The sequence below is a fragment of the Acidihalobacter sp. genome, from assembly GCF_037381185.1.
Lineage (GTDB): Bacteria > Pseudomonadota > Gammaproteobacteria > DSM-5130 > Acidihalobacteraceae > Acidihalobacter_A.
Genome location: NZ_JARRQY010000010.1, coordinates 34,887 through 58,614 on the forward strand (window position 1 = coordinate 34,887; position 23,728 = coordinate 58,614).

At 63.5% G+C, this 23,728-nt stretch carries 21 protein-coding genes; 16 read left to right on the forward strand and 5 right to left on the reverse strand.

All coding sequences use genetic code 11. From position 1 onward, the window contains the following. Positions 1-20 precede the first annotated feature (20 nt). The 5 genes from P8014_RS04685 to P8014_RS04705 all read right to left on the reverse strand — a co-directional run bounded on the left by P8014_RS04685 (position 21) and on the right by P8014_RS04705 (position 6,631). Complete coding sequence (locus tag P8014_RS04685; RefSeq protein ID WP_337816145.1) at positions 21-530, reverse strand: hypothetical protein; 510 nt, start codon at positions 528-530, stop codon at positions 21-23. Positions 531-858: 328 nt separating this feature from the next. Then, positions 859-2,862, reverse strand: coding sequence for an ABC transporter ATP-binding protein (locus P8014_RS04690; RefSeq protein ID WP_337816146.1), 2,004 nt, complete (start codon positions 2,860-2,862; stop codon positions 859-861). A gap of 382 nt (positions 2,863-3,244) precedes the next feature. After that, the gene (locus tag P8014_RS04695) at positions 3,245-4,045 is read right to left on the reverse strand and encodes an ABC transporter permease (RefSeq protein WP_337816147.1); all 801 of its coding nucleotides are present in this window, start codon (positions 4,043-4,045) and stop codon (positions 3,245-3,247) included. A gap of 32 nt (positions 4,046-4,077) precedes the next feature. Then, positions 4,078-5,034 (reverse strand): ABC transporter permease, encoded by a 957-nt coding sequence (locus P8014_RS04700; protein ID WP_337816148.1) that lies wholly within the window; start codon positions 5,032-5,034, stop codon positions 4,078-4,080. Between the two features lie 13 nt (positions 5,035-5,047). Beyond that, on the reverse strand, positions 5,048-6,631 hold the full coding sequence (locus P8014_RS04705) for an ABC transporter substrate-binding protein (RefSeq protein WP_337816149.1): 1,584 nt from the start codon (positions 6,629-6,631) through the stop codon (positions 5,048-5,050). 246 nt (positions 6,632-6,877) lie between these two features. Here P8014_RS04705 and P8014_RS04710 point away from each other — a divergent pair, with 246 nt between their 5' ends. The 16 genes from P8014_RS04710 to P8014_RS04785 all read left to right on the forward strand — a co-directional run bounded on the left by P8014_RS04710 (position 6,878) and on the right by P8014_RS04785 (position 23,716). Then, positions 6,878-8,494: a glycerol-3-phosphate dehydrogenase/oxidase gene (locus P8014_RS04710; RefSeq protein ID WP_337816150.1), complete on the forward strand. Its 1,617-nt coding sequence runs from the start codon at positions 6,878-6,880 to the stop codon at positions 8,492-8,494. Between the two features lie 97 nt (positions 8,495-8,591). Next, a complete protein-coding gene (rhtB, locus tag P8014_RS04715; RefSeq protein WP_337816151.1) occupies positions 8,592-9,215 on the forward strand; it encodes a homoserine/homoserine lactone efflux protein in 624 nt (207 codons plus the stop codon). A 227-nt stretch (positions 9,216-9,442) separates the two neighbouring features. Further along, complete coding sequence (locus tag P8014_RS04720; RefSeq protein WP_337816152.1) at positions 9,443-11,329, forward strand: methyl-accepting chemotaxis protein; 1,887 nt, start codon at positions 9,443-9,445, stop codon at positions 11,327-11,329. A gap of 331 nt (positions 11,330-11,660) precedes the next feature. After that, entirely contained in the window at positions 11,661-12,062 is a 402-nt protein-coding gene (gene flgB / locus P8014_RS04725; RefSeq protein WP_337816153.1) for a flagellar basal body rod protein FlgB, read from the forward strand. Positions 12,063-12,065: 3 nt separating this feature from the next. Next, positions 12,066-12,497: a flagellar basal body rod protein FlgC gene (gene flgC, locus P8014_RS04730; RefSeq protein ID WP_337816154.1), complete on the forward strand. Its 432-nt coding sequence runs from the start codon at positions 12,066-12,068 to the stop codon at positions 12,495-12,497. Positions 12,498-12,517: 20 nt separating this feature from the next. After that, positions 12,518-13,219: a flagellar hook assembly protein FlgD gene (locus P8014_RS04735; protein ID WP_337816155.1), complete on the forward strand. Its 702-nt coding sequence runs from the start codon at positions 12,518-12,520 to the stop codon at positions 13,217-13,219. 35 nt (positions 13,220-13,254) lie between these two features. After that, positions 13,255-14,523: a flagellar hook protein FlgE gene (gene flgE / locus P8014_RS04740; protein ID WP_337816156.1), complete on the forward strand. Its 1,269-nt coding sequence runs from the start codon at positions 13,255-13,257 to the stop codon at positions 14,521-14,523. 32 nt (positions 14,524-14,555) lie between these two features. Further along, positions 14,556-15,296 carry a flagellar basal-body rod protein FlgF gene (gene flgF, locus P8014_RS04745; RefSeq protein ID WP_337816157.1) on the forward strand — a complete coding sequence of 247 codons (741 nt, stop codon included), beginning with the start codon at positions 14,556-14,558 and terminating at the stop codon, positions 15,294-15,296. A 24-nt stretch (positions 15,297-15,320) separates the two neighbouring features. Then, complete coding sequence (gene flgG, locus P8014_RS04750; RefSeq protein WP_337816158.1) at positions 15,321-16,106, forward strand: flagellar basal-body rod protein FlgG; 786 nt, start codon at positions 15,321-15,323, stop codon at positions 16,104-16,106. 11 nt (positions 16,107-16,117) lie between these two features. Continuing rightward, positions 16,118-16,813, forward strand: coding sequence for a flagellar basal body L-ring protein FlgH (flgH, locus tag P8014_RS04755; RefSeq protein WP_337816159.1), 696 nt, complete (start codon positions 16,118-16,120; stop codon positions 16,811-16,813). A 68-nt stretch (positions 16,814-16,881) separates the two neighbouring features. After that, positions 16,882-17,943, forward strand: a complete 1,062-nt coding sequence (locus P8014_RS04760; RefSeq protein ID WP_337816248.1) for a flagellar basal body P-ring protein FlgI — start codon at positions 16,882-16,884, stop codon at positions 17,941-17,943. Between the two features lies 1 nt (position 17,944). Further along, positions 17,945-18,895 (forward strand): flagellar assembly peptidoglycan hydrolase FlgJ, encoded by a 951-nt coding sequence (gene flgJ / locus P8014_RS04765; RefSeq protein ID WP_337816160.1) that lies wholly within the window; start codon positions 17,945-17,947, stop codon positions 18,893-18,895. A gap of 41 nt (positions 18,896-18,936) precedes the next feature. Then, entirely contained in the window at positions 18,937-20,865 is a 1,929-nt protein-coding gene (gene flgK, locus P8014_RS04770; protein WP_337816161.1) for a flagellar hook-associated protein FlgK, read from the forward strand. A 10-nt stretch (positions 20,866-20,875) separates the two neighbouring features. Further along, positions 20,876-22,078, forward strand: coding sequence for a flagellar hook-associated protein FlgL (flgL, locus tag P8014_RS04775; protein WP_337816162.1), 1,203 nt, complete (start codon positions 20,876-20,878; stop codon positions 22,076-22,078). Positions 22,079-22,184: 106 nt separating this feature from the next. Further along, entirely contained in the window at positions 22,185-22,595 is a 411-nt protein-coding gene (locus tag P8014_RS04780; protein ID WP_337816163.1) for an FdtA/QdtA family cupin domain-containing protein, read from the forward strand. After that, a complete protein-coding gene (locus P8014_RS04785; protein WP_337816164.1) occupies positions 22,592-23,716 on the forward strand; it encodes a DegT/DnrJ/EryC1/StrS family aminotransferase in 1,125 nt (374 codons plus the stop codon). The genes P8014_RS04780 and P8014_RS04785 overlap by 4 nt, the downstream gene beginning before the upstream one ends. Positions 23,717-23,728 lie beyond the last annotated feature (12 nt).

Consider the following 23,728-nt stretch of genomic DNA (forward strand, 5'->3'; position numbering starts at 1 on the left):
GCGTCCGGCGTTCACAGAGGCTAAGCGTGTACCGGCAAGTCGCTGTTCTGGTGTGTTAGATAGGTCGCCTTAAGCTGCTGGAGGTCATGCCCGTGGTCGCGCAGATAGCGGCGCTGCCAGGCCGCGCCGTGTTGGCGCGATGCGGTTCGCTGCGCGATGACGTCCAGCCATCGCCCGGCATCTTCCAAACCCAGATGGGCGAGACCGCGCTGCGCCATGGTAAGCCGGGAATTCAGGGCCGGATAGCGGTTCATGTCCGACATGTGGCGCGTGCCGAGATCGGGTTGGGGCAGGGTGGGGAGGATGCTGATCATGGCCGGTTGCAGCTCAAGATCGGCCGTGCAGGATTCGGCGTGCCGCCAAAGGGCGGGGAGTTGGGCGTGAAAGTCGCTCAATGCCTGTCCGCTCAATATGTGCGGTTGGTTGTTGAACTCGACGTTGAAGCGGGCGAGTTCGGGCACGGCCAGGGGGCTGTCCAGTGCGGCGAGGAAGTCGCTGTTGCAGGGGGCCGGGCGCAGCTCGCGGTCCACCAGACAGGCTTCGATCTCGAAGCCGCCGACGGGTTGGCGGTAGGGAAAGCGCTGCCGTTCCAGCCACTCGCGCAGCAGCGCGGTTTCCTCGCGCAGCCGTTCGCCGTAGCGCTGAAAATCCCGCTCCGAAAAGCGTGTTGCGCCGATTTCCTGACCCCCGCCTTATCTGTCTTCGGCATCCCGCATCCGGCCGCCCTATCCGGAAGCGGAAGGAACCGCTTGGGGCGGCGTGATCCTCGCAAGCCACGCCGTTCTCCCCCTTGCTGCGGTGCATGACCTCTATGCTGATCATGGCCGGCTGCGGCGCCGGCATGAAGTTATTTGGTAGTCAGCGCCGATCGGTTTGCAGGCTGCGTAGTTCCTCGGGAGGGATATGGCAGAGAATACGGTGGTCGTCGACGGGTTCGTGCGCTGGTGGAGCTTGCCGGGAACAGATGTCGCGCGCGTGCGGGCAGCGGGTGTGAAAGGCGCAGCCGGTGGGGCGGTTTGCGGCGCCGGGATTCTGACCGCGCAGGCGTAGCGGTGCGGCAGTGTCATCGTGAAGTCGCGGCGCGGCGGCGATCAGCGCTTCGGTGTACGGATGATAGGGCGGGGCGAAGACCTGCGCCGTGGGGCCGACCTCGACCAGTTCGCCCAGGTACATGACGCCGATGCGGTGCGCGAGGTGATAGACCACGGCGAGATCGTGGGTGATGAACAGGTAGGACACGCCCCGGTTGCGCTGCAACTCTGCGAGCAGGTTGAGAATGGCGGCCTGCACCGATACGTCCAGCGCGGAGGTCGGCTCGTCGAGGATGACCAGCTCGGGGTTGCCAGCGAAGGCGCGCGCGATGGCCACGCGCTGGCGCTGACCGCCGGACAGCGCCGCTGGCCGGCGGCGACTCACGCTCTCGGGCAGGCTGACGTCCTGCAGCAGGCTTTGCAGCTTCGTCGCCGTATCGTCGCCGTCGCCCAGCACCCGGATGGCCCGCTTGAGGATGCCGCCGATGCGGTGACTGGGGTTGAGCGTGCCGTCGGGCGACTGGAACACCATCTGCAGCGCGCGACGCTGCGGGCGGCTGCGTCCCGCGGCATGTTTGGCCAGCGGTTCGCCGTGCAGGCGGATTTTGCCGCCGTCGGGGTGCAGCAGGCCGCTGAGCAGTTTGGCGAGCGTGGTCTTGCCGCTGCCGGATTCGCCGACCAGACCGAAGGTTTCGCCGCGGCCGATGTCGAGGTTGACGCCGCTGAGAACGGTGGTTCTTGCGTAGTCGAGGCGCAGGTTGCGGGTCTGCAGCAGTGGTTCACGGAATCCAGTGACGGCGGCTTCGCCGGCATCGATCGTCTCCTGCGCAGTCCGCGGTTCGGGAACCTCGGCCGCATGGAAACAGCGGCTGAGGCGAGTGTCGGTGATCGGCGCGAGCGGCGGGTGATGTTGGGCGCAGTCGGTCTGCGCCTGCGGGCAGCGTTCGCGGAAGCGGCAGCTCTGAATGTCGGCGCCGGGTTCTGGGAGCAGGCCGGGGATATGCGCCAGGGGCTCGCGACCGGCCAGGGCCGGGCCGGTGGTATCGGGTATGCAGCCGAGCAGGGCGGCCGTATAGGGATGGCGCGGGCGCCGGAATACGCTTTCCGCTACGCCCTCCTCGACCAACTCGCCGGCGTACATTACGCCGATGCGGTCGCAGACCTGGCGCACCACGCCGAGGTTGTGGCTGATGAACAGCAGCGCGGCACTGAATTCGCGGCGTAGAGCAGCGAACAGGTCGAGAATCTCCGCCTGTACGGTGGCGTCCAGTGCGGTGGTCGGTTCGTCGAGGATGAGCAGGTCGGGATCGGTGGCGAGCGCCATGGCGATGACCGCGCGCTGCTGCATGCCGCCGGACAGTTCGTGCGGGTAGAGCGCGGCGACCTGCGCGGGATCGGCGATCTGCAGGCGGGCGAGCATGTCGACGGCGGCCGTTTGCGCGGCGCGCCGGTCTAGGCCGCGGTGGGTGGTGTACAGCTCGGCAATCTGGCGGCCGATGCGCAGCGACGGGTTCAGCGCGCTGCCGGGGTGCTGGTAGACCATGCCGATGCGGTCGCCGCGCAGCTTGCGCAGGCTTTCGGCGTCTAGCGCCAGCAGGTCGCGCCCGTCGAAGCGGATGTCGCCGGCCTCGATGCGGCCGTTGCGCGACAGGTAACGCAGCACGGCCATCGCGGCGGTGGTCTTGCCGCAGCCGGACTCGCCGACCAGGCCGTAGGCCTCGCCGCGGGCGATTTCCAGTGTGAGGTCGCTGACCGCGCGGCGCCAGCGGTTGCCGCGGCGGTAGGCGATTGAGAGGTTGGAAAGGGAGAGCAAGGGAGCGGTGTATTCCACTAGTTACTCTCCTGTTGGAGAGTGGGTGTTTTGGTGAAGGTGCATGCGTCGTCGGGCGAGGGGAAGAGACCACGTTGGAGTTGAGCAAGGCGGCAGCTTTTCGCACGCCGGACACTTCCGGGTTCTTGCTTGCCTAATGGTGCAAGCGTGCGAGCGACTGTCTTTGCTTGTCCAAAGAAAGTCGCCAAAGAAAGGACACCCGGAATGCCAAGCGATCCCGGGGTGCGTTTCTTCCGCAGCCTATTTCTTTGCGCGATCAAAGAAATGGGCTCGGACGCGTTGCCGCGTTTAGATGGAAGCAATGACACTGATTCGCGCCCGAAATATTGCCCGCTACGTTGAACAGTGGGTCTCTGTTTCACGGAAAGTGGAAGCGCACGCCTCATCCCTGCAACCGCTCCCGTAACCCATCAGCCACCAGACTCACCGCAACCACCACGAACACAATGGCCAACGCCGGAAACAACACCACCCACGGCGCCACGGTGAGCTGCGCCTGCCCCTCGCTGACCATCAAGCCCCAGTCGGGCGTGGGCGGCTGCACGCCCAGGCCGAGGAAGCCCAGCGTGGCGGCGGTGAACACGGCGTAGCCGACGCGGATGGTGCCCTCGACGATCAGCGGACCGCGTACGTTGGGCAGGATCTCGACGGCCATGACGTAGAGCGCCGACTCGCCGCGCAGTCGGGCCGCGGCGACGTATTCCCGGCGTGTTTCGACCAACGCCTGAGCGCGTACGGTGCGCGCGATCAGCGGCGAGAACACCAGGCCGATGACGAGGATGACGTTGAGCGTGGAGGGGCCGAGCACGGTCAGCGCAAGCAGGGCGAGCACGACGATCGGCAGCGCCATGACAGCGTCGAGCACGCGCATGATCGCCTCGTCCACCCAATGGCCGAAGTAGGTCGTGGCGAGACCGATGGCGGCGCCCAGGGTCAGCCCCAGCAGGGTGGCGGCCGGTGCGACCAGCAATACTTGCCGGCCGCCGTACATGACGCGGCTGAGCACATCGCGGCCGTAGTTGTCGGTGCCGAACCAGTGGGCCCAGGAAGGTGGCTGCGCCAGGGCGCTGAAATCGATGCCGACGGGCGAGTAGGGGGCGAGCCAGGGCGCGCCGAGCGCGGTGACGATCCACACGAGCAGCAGGGCGCCGCCAATGCCGAGGGTGATGTTCGCGCGGTGCATTTGGGACGTATGTCTCCTGGTGAAACTGGTTCTCAACTGCCGGCGATCGCCTGGCGCGCGCGCGGATTGAGCGCCGCGTAGAGCAGGTCGGCGAGGAAGTTCGCGCAGGCGAAGACGAAGGTGATGGTCAGCGTGCAGCCGACCAGCAGCGGTAGGTCCTTGTGCGTGGCGGCGCTGTAGGTGAGGCTGCCGATGCCGGGGTAGCGGAACAGCGTTTCGACTACGACCAGGCCGCCGACCATCCAGCCGATCTGTGCGCCGGCGACGGTGATGGTCGGCAGCAGGGCGTTGCGCAGCACGTGGCGCAGGATCACGGTACGGCCCGGCAGGCCCTTGAGCGTGGCGGTGCGTGTGTAGTCGGCGTCCAGCGCGTCGAGCATGCCGCTGCGCGCCATGCGGAAGAGATAGGAGAACAGCGTCAGCACGAGGGCCAGCGCGGGCATGAGCAGGTGTGCGAGCCATTGCAGGAGCGTGGCATGGTCCGGCGGCAATGCCTGGATCGGCAGCCAGTGCAGCGTGATACCGAACAGCAGAATCAGAAATACGCCGGTGACGAATTCGGGAATGGCGCCGAAGGCCAGGCCGCCGACCGAAAACAGGCGGTCCAGCCAGTTGCCTTCATGCAAGGCGGCGTATATGCCGGCGCCGATGGCCAGCGGCAGCAGCAGGGCGAGGCTGAAGGCGGCGAGCAGCAACGAGCGGCCGAGGCGGTCCAGCACCAGAGGCAGCACCGGGGTTTCGTAGGTCAGCGAGCGGCCCCATTCGCCGCTCAGTACGCCGCCGAGCCAATGGACGTAGCGGTCGGTCAGCGGCCGGTCCAGGCCGAGCTGGTGGTTGAGTACGGCGACGGCATGATCCGGAGCGAACGGGCCGAGGATGATGCGACCTACGTTGCCCGGCAGTGCGTTGGTCAGCGCGAAGACCAACGCCGAGGCGACGAACAGGGTCAGCCCGAGCAGGAGTAGCCGTCGGGCCAGATAGCGCAGCATCTTCCGGAACGGATCAGGCGAGCCAGGCGCGGGTCAGGTCCAGATAGTTGGACATATTGCCCTGCACCCCCCGCACCTTGCGGTTCATCGGCCGCAGCAGATCGATGAAGTAGGCAATGGCCGCCGGTGTTTCCTCGAGCATCAGTACTGCGATTTCGTGGGCCAGTTCGTTGCGGCGCTTGGCGCCGGTCGCAGCTTCGAGTTCGCTGACCAGCTTTTCGAACTTGGCGTTCTGCCAGTGTGAGGCGTTCCAGTCGGAGCTGCCGGAGAAAGCCGCGTTGAGGATCTGCGAGGGCGTGCTGCGGCCGGTCCAGTCGGTCAGGCCGAAGCTGACCTTGGTCCAATGCGAGTAGTAGACGCTGAGCGGTTCGATGCGCAGTTTCACGCGGATACCTGCTGGCGCGAGCATCTGCTGGGCGAGCACGGCGTACTGCGGCAGTTCGAGGTAGTTGCTGGTGTGTAGGTCGATGTCGAAGCCCTGCGAATAGCCGGCCGCAGCGAGCAGCTTGCGCGCCTGGGCGATATCCTGCTTACGCTGCTGCACGTCGGTTTTCAGGCCAAAAATCGGCGCGATGGGACTGTCGTCGGCGACTTGGCCGGCACCCGCCAGCAGCGCCTTGACCATGGCTGGGCGGTTGAGGCACAGCGCGACGGCCTTGCGCACGCGGGCATCGTCGAAGGGTTTCTGGTCCACGCGCATGCACAGCAGCCGGGTGGCCGAGGAGTGGGCGCGGTCGATATGGATGTTCTTGTCCCTGGCCAGCGGCTTGGCGTCGTTGGCCGAGACGGCGAGCATCATGTCGGTTTCGTCCCCTTGCAGCGCGAGGATCATCGGCTGCGGGCTGCCGTACAGGCCGATCTCGACCTTGTCCAGATAGGGTTTGCCCGCGTCCCAGTAGTGCTCGTTGCGCACGTAGCTCACGCTTTGCTGGGGCTTGTAGCTGATGAGCTTGAACGGTCCCGTGCCGACCGGATTTTCGGCGAAGTTGCCGGCATAGTCCTTGGGCAGGATGACCGCGTTGTAGATCTGGGTGTAGTAGGGGAACTGCCCGATGGCGCGTTCCAGGCTGAACTTCACGGTGTACTTGTCGACGCGGGTGGTGCCGCCGGGTTTGAGGAAGCTCAACTGGCCACGCGCGACGGAGGCTTTATTCGGGTCGACTAGGCGCTCGAAGGTGGTGACCACGTCGTCGGCGGTCATCTCGCGGCCGTCATGGAAGCGTACTCCCTTGCGTAGTTTGAATATCCAGGTCTTGCCGCCGTCGGTGGTGTGCCAGGCGGTGGCGAGCACGGGGCGCAGGCTCAGGTCCGGCTCGGCCCAGACCAAGTATTCACCCACCTGTTGCACGATTGCGATGGCGCCGGCGTTGTCGATCTTGAGCGGATCGATGGACTTGGTGGCTGGCGCCGCCACGCGCAGCGTGCCGCCGCGTTTGACGTTTGCAGCTTCCGCCGTTGACGGATTCAGCGCTAGTGCGCCACCGGCGACGAATCCTACGCCCAGCGCGCCGGCCGATTTGAGGAAGTCGCGGCGATCTATTTCACCCGCGCGAAAGCGGGAAATCAGAGTGCCGAGCGGGTCATTGGAGTCGTGCATGGGAGTCTCTCCTGTGCGACATGCGTCAGGTGGAGTCTGGGGCGGGGTGGAATAGCGGCGTGGAGCGTCGGCTGGCGAACGTTTCGAGTTGGTATTTTTTCACTCTAACCCGTCGTGCCCAGCAGATAAACCCCGCTCGCATCGGGTTTGTGGAAACTGACTGTGAAATGTTCTGTCTAGTAGTGGCAATGAGGGTAAAATACTGTGCTATCGGAATGATAAACACGAGCAGCAAACGGATTTTGCATGTCTCTGAGACAGACCAACCTGGCGCGACTGAAGAGCGAGGCGTTCGACGTGCTGATCGTCGGCGGCGGCATCAACGGCGCGGTGGCCGCTGCGGCGTTGGCCGGGCAGGGCGTGCGTGTGGCGCTGATCGATCGTGGTGATTTCGCCGGCTTCACCAGCAGCCAGTCCTCGAACCTCGCCTGGGGCGGCATCAAGTATCTGGAAAGCTACGACTTCGGTCTGGTGCGCAAGCTGTGCCTGTCGCGCAACCGGCTGATTCGTGCCTACCCCTCGACGGTGCAGGAGATCCGCTTCCTTACCACGCTCAAGCGCGGCTTTCGCTATCCGCGCTGGTTCATGTGGGCCGGAACGTGGCTGTACTGGCTGTTCGGCAACGCTTTCACGCGCCCGCCGCGGCTGCTGTCGCGCGCGGACATCGCCGCCGAGGAGCCGGCGATCGACGTGGCCGACAGCGTCGGCGGCTTCGAATACTCGGACGCCTATCTGTTCGACAACGACGCGCGTTTCGTCTTCAACTTCGTGCGCTCGGCGCTGGATCGCGGCGCGGCGGCAGCGAACTATATCGAGTCCCTGGGGGCCGAGCGTGATGCAGGTGGCGACTGGGTCTGCCGTGCGCGGGACGTGGAGGGGAATGGCGGTGAGTTCGAAATCCGCGCGCGGGTGTTGATCAACGCCGCAGGGCCCTACGTCGACGAACACAACCGCATGACCGGCGAACACACCGATCACCGCCATCTGTTCTCCAAGGGCATCCATCTGGTCGTCGACCGTATCACGCCGAATCGGCGCGTACTGGCGTTCTTCGCCAGCGACGGGCGCTTGTTCTTCGTCATTCCGATGGGCATGAAGACCTGCATCGGCACGACGGATACGCGGGTCGAACGGCCGGAGACCGAAGTCACCGATGCCGACCGCGACTTCGTGCTCGGGAACATCAACGCTCGCCTGCAACTCGAGCAGCCGCTGACGCGCGAGGACATCATTGCCGAGCGCTGCGGAGTGCGTCCGCTGGTGGTCAGCGGCCCGGGCGGCGGCGAGCGCGACTGGATGCAGCTCTCGCGCAAGCATGCCGTCGAAGCCGATGCGGCCAATCGTCATCTGAGCATCTTCGGCGGTAAGTTGACCGACTGCCTCAACGTTGGCGAGGAAGTGACCGGGCATGTTGCCGCGCTCGGTATCGAGGTGCCGCATCGCGGTCATCGCTGGTACGGGGAACCGCCCGAGGCGGTGCATCGGGAGTTTCTGCACCAGGCACGTCTGATGGAGTTGGATGCGCGTACCGCGCCGGAGTCCTCAGAGGTGCTGAGTTCGCGTCTGTGGCGGCGTTATGGATCGCATGCGCTGACGCTGCTCGAACTCATTCGCGAAGATCCGGCGCAGGCCGAGGTTTTGATCGAGGGCACCGAATACCTGCGCTGTGAACTGGTTCAGGCCGCCCAGCGTGAAATGGTGGTGCGGCTGGAGGACTTTCTGCGCCGGCGCTCCAAGATAGCTCTGGTCGAGCGCCGTGACACCATTCGGGCCGCGCCGGGGCTGCTGGAGGCCTGTCGGATTCTGTTCGGCGGCGAGGCCGAGCGGCGCTATGCGGAGTATTTTGGACGGGAAGGTCGTTGAGCGTTGAGCGGTACCTGACCTGACGTACCAACGGCGGTACGTGGGCGTATGAGAGCACGCCCTGGTTGATGCTTTCCAAGTCAGTGAAAGTGAGTGTATGGAATTCAATGTCTGGTTGACCTTGCTGGCTGCTGCGCTGCTCATCAGCGTGTCGCCGGGTGCCGGGGCGATTACCTCGATGAGCTATGGTTTGAGCCATGGGATGCGCAATGCGGTGTTCGCCGTTTTGGGGCTGCAGGTCGGTTTGCTCATGCAGATATTGATCGTGGGCGTGGGGTTGGGCGGTGTCATCGCGACTTCCGAAACATTGTTCCATGTCATCAAATGGGTCGGTGTCGTGTACCTGATCTGGCTCGGGATCAGCCGCTGGCGTGCGGCGGGGACGATACACCTTCACGCGGCCGGATCGGGATTCAAGCCGCATCGTGCATTCATGCAGGCGATGCTGGTGAATCTCACCAATCCCAAGGCGACCGTGTTTCTGGTCGCGTTGCTGCCCCAGTTCATCGATCCGGCACGAGCGCAGGTGCCGCAACTGCTGATCATCGGGGTCACGCTGGTCGCGGTGGATACGCTGGTCATGAGCGGCTACAGCGGTTTGGCATCGCGCCTGCGCCGCATGACCGCCAGTCCGCGCGCGATCACGCGCCTGAACCGGATCAGCGGTTCGGCCCTGATCGGCGCGGCCATGCTGCTGTCGACGATTCATGGCCGCAACTGAGGGTGTACCGCGTGATGAGGGAACGCTGCGCGCGTCGGCAGATCACTTCTGCAGACATTTGTCCGGTATGTGCTGAGAGGGAGTAAGGGAACAGGATCGCTACCTCAAGTTTGCAGTGGCGGCGCCGATATTTGTGTAGCGCTTGCAATGGTTGTGAGGCGGTCTGGGCTGGCCGTCTCGTTGCGAGAGTAGTTCGACCTAAAATAACCAATATGGGGTCTTCAGGTATGAACCGTTTGTCCTTCAGCCAAAAGCTGTTGCTTTCGTTCGCCCTCTTGCTCGTGCTTGTGGTCGGCATCAACTCCTGGCTCTCCGAGAGTACTCTCAGCAAGACATCGAATGTCTATCTGCAGGAGATGGGGGACACCCTTGCGTATGCCGGCACCACGGATGTGGAGGAGTGGTTGCAGACGCGCCTCGACCTGCTGAAGGCCGTTGCCGGGCAGGTGACCAAGGTCGGCGACGACGCGCAGGCGCGCAGGATTTTCATGACCGCCAAGGAAGGGGGCGGTTTCAAGTCCGTATACGTCGGCACGACGAGTGGCAAGATGCTGATGGAGTCGACCCAGGATGAAGCCAAGCTGCCCGCAGGCTACGATCCGCGCACGCGTTCCTGGTATAAGCAGGCCGAGCAGACCCAGCAGGCCGGTTTCACTCAGCCCCATGTCGACGCCAGCACCGGCCAGGTGCTGATCTCCGTCGTGGCGCCGGTTACCACGGGCGACTATCGAGGCGTTGTCGCCGCCGATATCCCGCTGTCGGCCCTGGACGGGATGCTCAAGCCTCTGGGCATCGGCCAGGACGGTTATGCCATTCTGGTCGATAAGGACGGCACCATCCTCTCCGCGCCGCAGCAGGATCTGTTCGGCAAGCCGATCAAGACTCTGCTGGGAACGGCTGCGCCGCTGGTTGCACAGACGCACTTCTACGGCATAGACGGTAAGGAATGGCGCGTGAGCTTTCATCCGGTAGAGGTTGCCGGTACGAAGTGGTACCTCGGCCTGCTGACCGAGCAGTCGGTGGTGGATAAGCCGTTGATCACGGCGCGCTGGCAGGTTGCGCTGGTGACCCTGATCGGTCTGGCGCTTGCTTTGGTGATCCTGTACCTCAGCTTGCGTACGCTGCTGCAACCCGTGCGTATGCTGCTGGCCGCGTTGCACGATCTCGCCAGCGGCGAAGCCGATCTGACGCGGCGGCTTACGGCGCATACTTCGGATGAGTTCGGCGAAATGGCTGAGGCCTTCAATCGTTTCGTCGAGCGCATCCACCAGTCCTTCGGGCAGGTGGCCGGATCGACCTCGCAGCTGGCTGCGGCCGCCGAGGAGCTTTCTGGTACCAGCGAGGAGGTCAGCCGCACCGTCGATCGCCAGCAGAGTGAGACCGAGCAGGTGGCCACGGCGATGAACGAGATGTCGGCTACGGTCAATGAGGTGGCAAAGAATGCCGCGGACGCCGCGCGTTCGGCCAAGGAGGCGCAGGAAAACACCTCCGATTCAGCACATCTGGTGGAGGTCAACGCCAACAATATGCGGCAGTTGGCCGGAGAGATCGAAAATGCCAGCCAGATCATCGATGAGCTGCGCCGTGGTACGGAGTCGATCGATAAGGTTCTCGAGGTCATCAACAGCATCTCGGAACAGACCAATCTGCTGGCGCTGAACGCGGCGATCGAGGCGGCGCGCGCCGGCGAGCATGGGCGAGGTTTCGCTGTGGTTGCGGATGAGGTGCGTACGCTGGCGCGGCGCACCCAGGACTCGACGGCGGAAATCCAGACCATGATCGAGAGCTTGCAGAGCGGGGCGCAGAATGCGGTGCATGCCATTGGGCAGGGCCGTGACCGGGCGCATGAGAGCGCTGAACGGGCGAGCGAGAACAGTGCCCTGCTCAAGGCGACGACCGAGGCCGTGTCCCGTATCAACGACATGAATGCGATGATCGCCAGTGCGGCCGAGGAACAGTCGGCAGTAGCAGAGGAGATCAATCGCAACGTCGCCAACATCAATCAGGCCGGCGACGAAAGCGTACAGGGTGTGCGGCAGGTCGCCACGGCGAGTGATGAGCTTGCTCGTCTCGCGGCGCAGCTGCAGTCGCTGGTCGGCGGCTTCAAGATCTGAAACGCGTTTGTTCTTAAGGCGTGGCCGGTTCCCTATCCGGCTGCGTCGCCCGCCGTTCTCCGGGCTAGTCGACGCAAAGTCGAATTCTTGACGTAAAGTTTTTCTTCTACGCACTGACGCCGATCTTTTGACGTCGGCAAGCGGCCAGCCGCCGTTTGCCGCGTGGCGGTGACGCATTGCCGCTCGCGCGTGTCCAACGCTCTTCACGGCCCGCCGTTGTTGTCTTCGCCTGGGCTCCAAGCCCTGTGCCGACACGTATTCACAGTCATATTCGATGCTTGGCATCCAAATTGCTTTTCCCTGTCGAGTAGAACATCACAGGACGCGAAACATGCCGTTCTCCATCGACAAAGCGCTGGCCACGTTTCCCCAGGCACTGCAGTTGGAAACCAAGCGGGCGGAGCTACTGGCCTCTAACATCGCCAATGCCGACACGCCGGACTACAAGGCGCGCGACATCAACTTCAAGGCGGCATTGCAGGCGGCGCGAGGTCAGCCTCAAGGTTTGCCACTGGCGCCTACGGATTCCGGTGTGAGTCTGCAGGCGGTCGGACAGAGCGGGACCGCGCAAGTGATGTACCAGGTGCCGCTGCAGCCTTCGCTGGACGGCAATACGGTGGACTTGCAGCGTAACCAGGCCGAGTTCGGGGAAAACGCCTTGCGTTACCAGGCGACGCTGAGTTTTCTCGGCAGTCGCATCAGCGGTCTGCGCAAGGCTTTGACGGGGCAATAAACCATGAGTCTCTACAACATTTTCGGTATTGCCGGATCGGGCATGAGTGCGCAGAGCGTGCGGCTAAACACGGTCGCCAGCAATCTGGCCAACGCCAACGACGTCGCGGGCAGTGAGAAAGACGCCTATCGCGCCCGCCAGCCGGTGTTCAAGGCCGTGCTGAAAGACGCTCAGGGTGGTGGCGGCGTCGCTGAGCAGGCCGCTGTGGGCGTTCAGGTGACCGAGATTCAGCAAAGCGAGGCGCCGGTGCGCAAGGAATATCAACCGGGCAATCCGTTGGCCGACAAGGAAGGTTACGTCTACACCTCGAACGTCAACACCGTCGAGCAGATGGCCAACATGATCTCCGCGTCGCGCAGCTATCAGAGCAACGTCAACGTGGTGAGTACTACACAGCAACTGTTGCTCAACACGCTGCAGCTGGCGAACAAATAATCCGCCCTGGAGGCCGGAACATGACAGTCGCAACCAGTAACACCTCCGCGTACAGCACCTATCAGCAGTTGGGGCTCGCACCGTCCACATCGAGCACCTCGTCGGGGGTCAGCGGTACGGGTGCGTTGGGTGAGGACGCTTTCCTCAAGCTGATGGTCACCGAGATTCAGAACCAGGATCCGACCAAGCCCGTCGACAGTCAGAGCTTTCTCGCCCAGTTGGCCCAGTTCAGCTCGGTGACCGGCATCCAGAACCTGCAGAAGACCGTCACCAATCTGGCCGGCTCGCTGACCACCAGTCAGTCGCTGCAGGCAGCCAGTCTGGTCGGCCACAACGTCCTGGTGCCTGCCAAGCAGGCGGAGTTGCCCGCGAGCGGTGGACTGAGCGGGGCGGTCGATGTGAGCACAGCCGCGCAACGCGTCGTCGTCGGCGTGTACAGCGCCAGCGGACAGCTGGTCAAACAGATCGACCTGGGGGCGCAGTCCGCTGGATTGGCCGGTTTTACCTGGGACGGCACCGACAGCAACGGTACGCCCATGCCGGCGGGTACTTATGCCATTCGCGCCGAGGCCGCTGTCGACGGAAAAGCCGAGGCAATGGATACCCTGGCCAGCACGCGCGTCAATAGCGTCACCTTGGGCAGCAACGGCGGTTCGATAACCCTGGGTCTGGCTGACGGGCTCGGGAACGTGGATCTCTCGAAAGTGCGGCAGATCAGTTGAGCGGAATAAGTACTCGTTTCTAAGGAGCAAACGACATGGCATTCGGAACAGCATTGACCGGCTTGAACGCCGCCTCCGAGGCGCTGAACGTTACCGGTAACAACATTGCCAATGCGGGCACCACCGGTTTCAAGCGCTCGCGTGCCGAGTTCGGCGATATCTATTCGACAGCCTACGGAGGTATGAGCAATCGCTCTGTTGGCTCCGGCGTTCAGCTGCAGGCGGTGACACAGCACTTCACCCAGGGCTCGATGAATAACACCGGCAACAGTCTGGATCTGGCGGTCAACGGCAAGGGATTCTTCGTTTTCAGCGATCAGGGCAGCCAGGTGTACAGCAGGGCGGGTGCCCTGCAGGTCGACCGGGACGGCTACGTGGTCAACTCGCAGGGCCAGCGCCTGCAGGTTTACGCGCCGATCAGCAATTCGGGCAGCAGTCCTACCTTCAACCAGGGCAATCTGACCGATGTGCAGCTGTCGACCAGCGCTGGAACTCCGCAGGCGACCAGCAATGTTTCCGCTCTATTGGATCTGAGCGCGCAGGCATCCGATCTGGGGGCGGGCACCATCAATCCCAGCGATGCGACGAGCTACACCTATTCGACTCCTGCCACGATCTACGACTCGCTGGGCTCGCCGCACACCGCGATCATGTATTTCCGCAAGGACACCACGACGCCGTCAACCACCACCACCGCGGGATCGTCGACCTGGGACGTTCTGACCCAGGTTGACGGCAACACCGTGACGACCGGCGGTGCCAACCAGACTCAGATCACGTTTGACGACAACGGTAGTCTGACCTCTCCCGCCAATGGTCAGATTGCCTACGACGCCTACTCGCCTTCCACCGGCGCGTCGCCACTGAACCTGACTCTGGATCTGACCGGTACCTCCATGTTCGGCGATACCAACAGCGTCAACAGCCTGACCCAAAATGGTTATACCTCCGGGCGCCTGTCCGGCATCGACGTCAGCGGTACCGGCGTTATCTCGGCCCGCTACACCAACGGCCAGTCGCAGGCGCTGGGCCAGGTGGCCCTGGCTGATTTCGCCAATCCGCAAGGTTTGCAGCCGGTCGGCAATACGGCCTGGGCGCAGACCTTCGCCTCCGGTGACGTCCGGCTTGGCGCGCCCGGTAGCGGTACCTTCGGGCAGGTGCAGTCCGGCTCGCTGGAGAACTCCAACGTCGATCTGGCCAAGCAATTGGTCAATTTGATCACGGAACAGCGCGACTATCAGGCCAATGCGAAAGTCATCACTACTGCCAACACCGTCACGCAGACCATCATCCAGATGAGCTGACCGGGAGTTGATGCACACAGCGAGGCAGACCTATGGACCGCATGCTGTACATCGGGATGTCGGGCGCCAAGGAGATCATGCTCCAGCAGGCGAACACGACCAACAACCTGGCCAATGCCAGCACGGTCGGCTTCAAGCGTGATATGGAGGCGTTCAAGGCCGTTCCCATTGACGGGCCCGGCTATGCCAGCCGCGTTTATACGCAGGACCAGGGCGTGGGCACGGACTTCAGCGCAGGGCCCCTTATCTCGACCGGCAATCCGTTGGACATTGCGGTCAAGGGGCAGGGCTGGATCGCCGTGCAGGGGCCGAACGGGCGCGAGGCTTACACACGCGCCGGCCAGCTCAAGATCGACGGCAACGGCATGCTGACCACCAGCCAGGGCTATCCGGTGATGGGCAGCTCGGGGCCGATTTCCATTCCTCCTAGCGAAAAAATCGACATCGGCACCGACGGCACCATCACCGTGCAACCGAACGGTCAGAAGCCCAATGCCCTGGCGGTGGTCGACCGCATCAAGCTGGTCAATCCGCCCGAGGCCGATCTCGTGAAGAGCGTTTCGGGACTGATGGAGACGCGCAACGGCGCGCCGGTGGCCGCGGACGCCAGCGTCAGCGTCGAGACCGGTATGGTCGAGGGCAGCAACGTCAACACGGTCGAAAGCATGGTGCGCATGATTTCGCTGGCGCGGCAGTACGAGCTGCAGGTCAAGACAATGAAGACCGCCGAACAGAACGATCAGGCGAGCGCGCAGCTCATCCGCCTCGGCTGACATTCACTTTAGGAGACTCCATCCATGAATCCCGCACTCTGGATCGCCAAGACCGGACTCGATGCGCAGCAGACCAACATGGACGTCATCGCCAATAATCTGGCGAACGTCAACACCACCGGTTTCAAGAAAGGGCGTGCGAGCTTCGAGGATCTGCTCTATCAGAATGTCCGCCAGCCCGGCGGGCAGTCCACCCAGAACACGCAACTGCCCTCGGGCCTGATGCTCGGCACCGGCGTGCGCATCGGCTCCACGGAGAAGATATTCACCGAGGGCAACATTGTGCAGACCGGTAACAATCTGGACATGGCCATCCAGGGCCAGGGTTTTTTCCAGATCCTGATGCCCGACGGCAGCACGGCCTACACGCGCGACGGCTCCTTCCAGCTCGACAGCAACGGGCAGATCGTCACTTCCAACGGCTACCCGTTGCAGCCCGCGATCACGGTGCCGGCCAACACTCAGAGCCTGACCATCGGCTCGGACGGTACGGTTACCGCTACCGTGGCGGGCAGCAACACGCCGACGCAGGTTGGGACAGTGCAGCTCAGCAACTTCATCAATCCCGCCGGCCTGCAGCCGATCGGGCAAAATCTGTTCCAGGAGACCGCCGCTAGCGGCGCGGCGCAGAGCGGCACCCCGGGGCTGACCGGTCTGGGAACCCTGCAGCAGGGGGCGCTGGAGACGTCCAACGTCAACACTGTGGAGTCGCTGGTCAACATGATCGAGACGCAGCGAGCCTACGAGATCAACTCGAAGGCCATCTCCACTACCGATCAGATGCTGCAGTACGTGAACAACAACCTTTGAGCGAAGCGTTGATGAAGCTGGTGTCGAGAGTACTGCTGTCCCTGTCCACCGCGGCGCTGCTGGCGCTGGGCGGCTGCTCGACCCTATTGAACGGCCCCATGCCGGGCAACGACCAGAACTACGCTGCGGTTCTGCCGCTCCCGCCCAAGCCAGCCGACCAGAACAACGGTTCTGTGTATCAGCCGAACACTGCCGTGCCTCTGTTCTCCGATCAACGGGCCCACCGCGTCGGCGACCTGATCACGGTGGTGTTGGACGAAAGCACCAACGCGACGAAGTCTGCGGATACCTCGACCTCGCGCGACTCCAGCGTCAGCGTGGGCGCCTCGACTCTGCTCGGTGGCCCGATCGGGGTCGCCGGCACCGATCCGCTGCAGACCGGGCTTTCGAGCACGAACGGCTTTACCGGCAAGGGACAGTCCAGCCAGAGCAACACCATGACCGGCACAATCACCGTAACGGTCGCGCGGGTGTTGTCCAACGGGGATCTCGTGGTGCAGGGACAGAAATGGCTGCAGATCAATCAGGGGCGCGAATACGTGCGCTTGCGGGGCATAGTGCGGCCAGCCGACATATCGCCGCAGAACACGGTTGATTCCACCAAGATCGCTGATGCGCACATCGGCTACAGTGGCCAGGGCATGGTCAACAACTCCAACCGCCCCGGCTGGCTGGTCCGCTTCTTCAACGCCTGGTGGCCGTTATGAGTCTGCCTCGTCCGCTATTTCACCGGAACTTGCTGTTGGCGCTTGCGGCAGTACTTGCCTGTGCGCTTATGAGCGTGCCGGCACAGGCCGAGAAGGTGCGCAACCTGGCCAGCATCGCTGGTGTGCGCAGCAATCAGTTGGTCGGTTACGGCCTGGTCGTTGGCCTAGATGGAACGGGTGATCAGACCTCGCAGACGCCGTTCACCATCCAGAGCATCAAGAACATGCTGCTGCAGTTCGGGGTTTCGGTGCCGGCCGACACCAATCCTCAGCTCAAGAACGTCGCCGCGGTCATGGTCAGCGCATCGCTGCCGCCGTTCAGCAAACCCGGTCAGCACATCGACGTGACCGTTTCGTCCATCGGCAACGCCAAGAGCTTGCGCGGCGGCACCCTTCTGATGACGCCGTTGCGCGGTGCCAATGGCCAGGTATACGCGCTGGCGCAGGGCAATATGGTGGTCGGCGGCTACGGGGCTCAGGGGGCCAGCGGCAGCAGCACGCAGGTCAATACGCTGACGGTAGGCCTAATTCCCAACGGCGCCAGCGTCGAGCGTAGCGTGCCGACCCCATTCGACCATGGCCAGTACATCACCCTCGACCTCAATACGCCGAGTTTCACCACTGCTGCACGGATGGCGCGGGCCATCAATCAGGCCGCAGGGCCGAACACCGCAGAGCCGATGGACGCGACCTCTGTGCGCGTTACCGCACCGGCCAAGGCCGGCCAGCGGGTGGCCTTCGTGTCCTTTCTCGAGAACCTCGAGGTCAATCCGGCCGCGCCGCGCGCACGCGTGGTGGTCAACGCGCGTACCGGCACCGTCATCATCGGCTCCAACGTACGCGTGCTGCCGGCGGCGGTGGCGCACGGCAACCTGACCGTGACCATCAGCGAAAATCCGCAGGTGAGCCAACCTTCGGCCCTGTCCGGCGGGCAGACCACCGTGACGCCCAGTTCCAGCGTATCCGCCAAGCAGCAGAAGGCGCACGCCTTCGTGTTCAAGCCGGGAACCTCGCTGGACTCGATCGTGCGCGCGATCAACCAGGTGGGGGCAACGCCCGACGATCTGATCGCCATTCTCGAAGCGCTCAAAAAGGCTGGCGCGCTCAAGGCCCAGCTCGTGGTGATCTGACATGACGCTGCCGACCGGTTCCGCCACGCTTGCCGCCACCTACACGGACTTTCAGGGCCTCGACAGCCTCAAGGCCGCGGCGCGGGCGCAGACGCCGGCGGCCAAGGTCGAGGCGGCGAAGCAGTTCGAGGCGCTGTTCATCCAGATGATGCTCAAGTCCATGCGCGACGCGACGCCGCATGACAGCTTGTTCGGCAGTTCGCAGGAACGACTCTATCAAGGGCTGTACGACCATCAGATCGCTTTGAATATGGCGCAGGGGCAGGGAATCGGACTGCGCTCGATGATCGAAAAGGCGCTGGGTGTGTCCGGTTCCCCCGAATCCTCGGCGAGCGGCACTTCAACCGCGGCCGTCGTGGCCCAGCGTGCCGCTACGCCTGATGCACCGGCAGCCGCAGCACAGGGCGCCACGGCGCAGACCCGGGCCGGCAGCTCCGACTGGCCGCCGGCCTCGCCGCAGGCATTCGTCGAGACCGTCATGCCCTATGCGCGTGCGGCAGCTGAGAAGCTCGGCGTTTCCCCGGAGGTGCTGGTCGCGCAGGCTGCGCTGGAGACCGGCTGGGGCAAGCACGTGCCGGCGGCGGCGAACGGCGCCAGCAGCAACAATCTGTTCGGCATCAAGGCCGGCAAGGACTGGAGCGGCTCCCAGGTCAGCGTGCCGACGGTGGAATACCGCGACGGACTCGCCACCCGCGAACGTGCCAGTTTCCGCGCTTATCCGTCGATCGCGGCCAGCTTTTCCGATTACGCCAAGCTGATCTCGCAACACCCCCGCTATCAGCAGGCATTGGCCAATGCCGGCGATCCGGCGCAATACCTCGCGGGGCTGCAGCAGGCCGGGTACGCCACCGATCCCGCCTACGCCGCCAAGATCGGCCACATTCTCGGGCGCGACGAATTTCTGGCGCTGTCCGCCGGGTTCAAGAATTCCGGCGACGCGTCGTTAACGTAAGACATCAGTAGTGGCTGCAGCAGCGGCCACGGGAGACGGAGATGGCAGGAGCAGACATTCTCGGTATCGGCACTTCGGCGCTGCTGTCCTATCAGCAGGCGCTGCAGACCACGAGCAACAACATCTCCAATGCGAACACCGATGGCTACAGTCGCCAGCGGGTGGATTTTTCGACCCAGCCCGGAGATCTCGCCGGCAGCTACTACCTCGGCAGCGGCGTGCAGGTCGACGGCGTGCAGCGCATTTTCAGCCAGTTCGTGAACGCCCAGGTCACCGATGCGACGGCCACGAACTCCCGCTATCAGACCTACAGCCAGTACGCGGAACAGGTCGATAATCTATTGGCGGACCAGACGGCGGGTCTGCAGCCCGCGCTGCAGTCGTTCTTCAACTCCGTACAGGGTGTCGCCAACGATCCGTCGTCGATTTCGGCGCGTCAGGACCTGATCAGCCAGGGCAATACGCTGGTCGGACGCTTCAACACGCTGTACCAGCAGATCGACAACATCAGCGGCCGGCTCAACGGACAGATCGGCAACGATGTGTCGAACATCAACAGCCTGGCGAGCCAGATCGCCAAGCTCAATACCCAGATCGTGTCGGCCAACAACAGCAACGTCGTCGGCCAGCCCAACGACCTGCTCGACAAGCGCGACGCCCTGGTCAACAAACTGGCGCAGTATGTCAGCGTCAAGACGGTGAGCCAGAGCGACGGCTCCATCAACGTCATGGTCGGCACCGGGCAGGCGCTGGTGGTCGGTGCAGACGTCACCAAGCTGGGTACGGCCAACCTCAGCGGCGATCCGAACCAGCTCGATCTGGTGTTCAAGACGCAGGCCGGCGACGTGCCTGTTTCGAACATCGTTACCGGCGGCAGTCTCGGCGGTCTTCTGGAAGCGCGCGATCAGGTCGTGGTGCAAGCCAAGAACGCGCTGGGAAGGCTCGCCATCGGCATCGGCCAGGAGTTCAATGCGCAGCAGGCCAAGGGTATCGATCTGACCGGCAGCCAGGGCGGCGACTTCTTCAACGTGCCGATGCCGACTACGGTGCAGAACAGCTATCCCTCTGAAAACAATGCCTCCAGCAGCGGCGTTGCGACCTATTCCATCAGCGACGTCGGCAAACTGACGACGAACGATTATCGGCTTTCCTACGACGGCACCAACTGGAGCTTGAAGGTGGCGGGTTCCGGGCAGACCGTGACGATGACTCCCGTGACGGGGTCGCCGGGCTCGTATACCGCGGACGGCCTTACCATCAACGTGCCCACTACCGCATCCGCCGGCGACAGCTTCAGCATAGAACCGACCCGCTACGCGGCGCGCGACATCACCATGGCGGCGACGGACCCCCGCGAGATCGCCGCCGCGGCGCCTGTGGTCGGCACCGCCACCCAGACCAATACCGGCACCGGCACGATCTCCGACATGCAGACGCTCGACCCCACCAACGCGAATCTGCGCGACCAGGTCACCATCACCATGACCTCGGCGACCACCTTCGACGTCGTCGACAACACGACGGGCGCGACGCTCGCCACCGGGCAGGCTTTCAACTCGAGCGGCACGACCGTCAGCTTCAATGGCTGGCAGACCACCATCGGCGGTAATGCGGCAAGCGGCGACACGTTCGTGATCGCGCCGACCGGTTCAGGCGACAACGGCAACGCGCTGCAGCTGGCGGCGCTGCAGCAGAAGACTTTCCTGCAGGGCGGCACGGCGAGCCTCGGCGACACCTACAGCCAGCTCGTCGCCGACGTCGGCACCAAGACCCAGGCCGCGCAGACCGACGCCAAGACGCACCAGTCCCTGCTCAACCAGGCGACATCCATGCAGCAGTCCATATCGGGCGTGAATCTGGACGAAGAGGCCGCCAACCTGCTCAAGTACCAGCAGGCCTATCAGGCTTCCGCGAAGGTCATCTCGACGGCCAACAGCCTGTTCCAAACCCTGATAAATGCGGTGAGTTGAGGATTTAGCCATGCGTCTTTCCACTGCCGAAATCAGCCAGACCAGCATCAGCGCCATCCTCGATCAGCAGTCACAGCTGAACCATACTCAGCAGCAGCTTTCCACCGGCAGGAGAATCGTCACGCCCGCCGACGACCCGGCCGGCGCGGCGCAGGCTCTGAACCTGCAGGCGGCCATCGACACCAACACGCAGTTGCAGAAAAACGGCGACGCGGCTACCGCGCGGCTCAATCTGGAACAGAGTACGCTGACCCAGGTGCAGAACGTGGTGCAGCGCGTGCGTACGCTGACCATCGAGGCCAACAACGGCACCCAGACCAACGAAAGCCGTTCGAGCATTGCCAGCGAGCTGAGCCAGAGTCTCAAGTCACTTCTCAGCCTCGGCAACACGCGCGACAGCAACGGCGAATACATCTTCGCCGGCTCACAGACGACCACCCAGCCCTTCACGCAGACGCCGACCAACACCTTCGTCTATGCGGGCGATTCCGCGCAGAGATTTCTGCAGATCGACAGCAGCCGTCAGGTGGCTACCAACGATCCGGGATCTTCGGTGTTCATGCAGATCACCAATGGCAACGGTACGTTCATCGCCACGCCGGCGGCGGCCAATACCGGCAGCGGCATCATCGATCCCGGTTCGGTGACGAATTCGAGTGCCTATACCGGCGACACCTATTCGATCCAGTTCACTGCCGCCAATACCTACGATGTGATGGACACGACGACCGGTACCACCGTTCTGAGCAACCAGACCTACCAGAGCGATTCGAGCATCAGCTTCGCCGGAATCCAGACCAGCATTTCCGGCACGCCCGCGACCGGCGATACTTTCACCGTCGCGCCGAGCGGGCGGCAGAGCGTGTTCCAGACGGTGCAGAACATCGTCGATACGCTCAATACGCCGACCTCAAGCGTTGCCAGTAACACCAAGCTCCATAACAGCATCAACCAGCAGCTCTCCGCGCTGGATCAGGCTTTGGGCAATATCATCAATAAGCAGGCGGGGGTGGGATCACGGCTCACGGCGATCAGCAGCCAGCAGTCGCTACAGCAGGACTGGGGGACGCAGTTGAAGAGCGCGCAGTCCAAGATCCAGGACGTCGACTACGCCAGCGCCATCAGCCAGTATCAGCTGCAGCTTACGGGGCTGGAAGCGGCGCAGAAAACCTATACCCAGGTGCAGGGGCTTTCGCTGTTCAAGTATCTTTGAACCCCGTAGGCTGATCTGGGCTGCCGCGCCATTCCGGGAAGCCGGTGTGGTCCCGGACGGTCGTTCGTTTCGAGTATGGCATGGGATGGATCCGGAGGTTTGACGTATGCCGCTTCGTGATTGCCGGATTATCGAACTCCCGAAGGTGTGTGATCAGCGCGGAAATCTGACCTTCGTGGAAGGGGGCAACCATGTGCCCTTCGAAATTCGGCGGGTCTACTACCTGTATGACGTGCCCGGCGGCGCGGAGCGTGGTGCGCATGCGCACAGGAATCTCAGCCAGTTCATCGTCGCGATGTCCGGCAGTTTCGATGTCGTGCTAAACGACGGCTTCGAGTCGAAGCGGTTTCATCTGAACCGTTCGTATTTCGGTCTCTACGTGTGCCCCCTGATGTGGCGCTACCTGGATAATTTTTCATCCGGAGCCGTATGCATGGTGCTGGCCTCCGAACACTATGACGAGGCCGATTACATCCGGGACTACGACACTTTTTCCGCCACGGTCGGGGCAGGATGAGCGTTCCCTTTCTGGACCTCAAGGCGGGTTTCGACGAGCTGTCCGACGAGCTTGAGGCGGCTCTGTCGCGCGTTGCCCGTGCGGGCTGGTACGTCGGCGGGGACGAGGTGGAGGCGTTCGAGCACGAATGGGCGGGCTATGTCGGCGCGTCCCACGGCGTTGGCGTCGGCAATGGGCTGGATGCGCTGCATCTGACTCTGCGCGCGTTGGGCGTCGGTCGTGGCGACGAGGTGTTGGTGCCAAGCAATACGTTCATTGCGACGTGGCTGGCCGTCAGCCATTGCGGGGCCACGCCGGTGCCGGTAGAGCCGGACGAGCACAGCTGCAATTTGAGCGCCGCCAACGTCGAGGAAGCGCTGTCGCGCCGTACGCGTGCCATCGTGCCGGTTCATCTCTACGGGCAGGCGGCGGACCTGGGGCCGATACTCGAGATTGCGCGAAGCAATGGATTGGCCGTGGTCGAGGATGCGGCCCAGGCACACGGCGCGCGTTACGAGGGACAGCGCATCGGTGCGCATTCGGATGCGGCGGCCTGGAGCTTCTACCCGGGGAAGAATCTCGGCGCGATGGGGGATGCGGGCGCGGTTACGACGCATGACGCTGAGCTGGCCGCACGCATCCGCAGCCTGCGCAACTATGGCTCCGAAGTGAAATACGAGCATGACCTACAGGGTTTCAACAGTCGGCTCGATCCCTTGCAGGCGGCGGTGCTCAGGGTGAAGCTGAAGTACCTGGACGAATGGAACCGTCGGCGGAGGAGCATCGCCGAGCGGTATGCACAGGGTTTGGAGGAAACCGGTCTGAAACTGCCGTGGACGCCCGACCATTCCGAGCCCGTATGGCATGTCTATGCGGTTTTCCACGAGTGCCGCGACGTACTGCAAAAGGCTCTGAGTGCCGCCAACATCCAGACCCTGATCCACTATCCCATACCCCCGCATCTGCAGCCCGCATACGCTGAATTGGGCTATCCGCGCGGGGCGCTCCCGGTCGCCGAAAAACTGGCCGCCCGAGAGCTGAGTCTGCCCATGGGGCCTCATCTGGCTCTTCAGGATGCCGATTGCGTGGTCACGGAAGTACGGCGCGCATTAGAATCCATGAGCTTTCAAGCCTGTCCCTGACCTTCTCCCAGA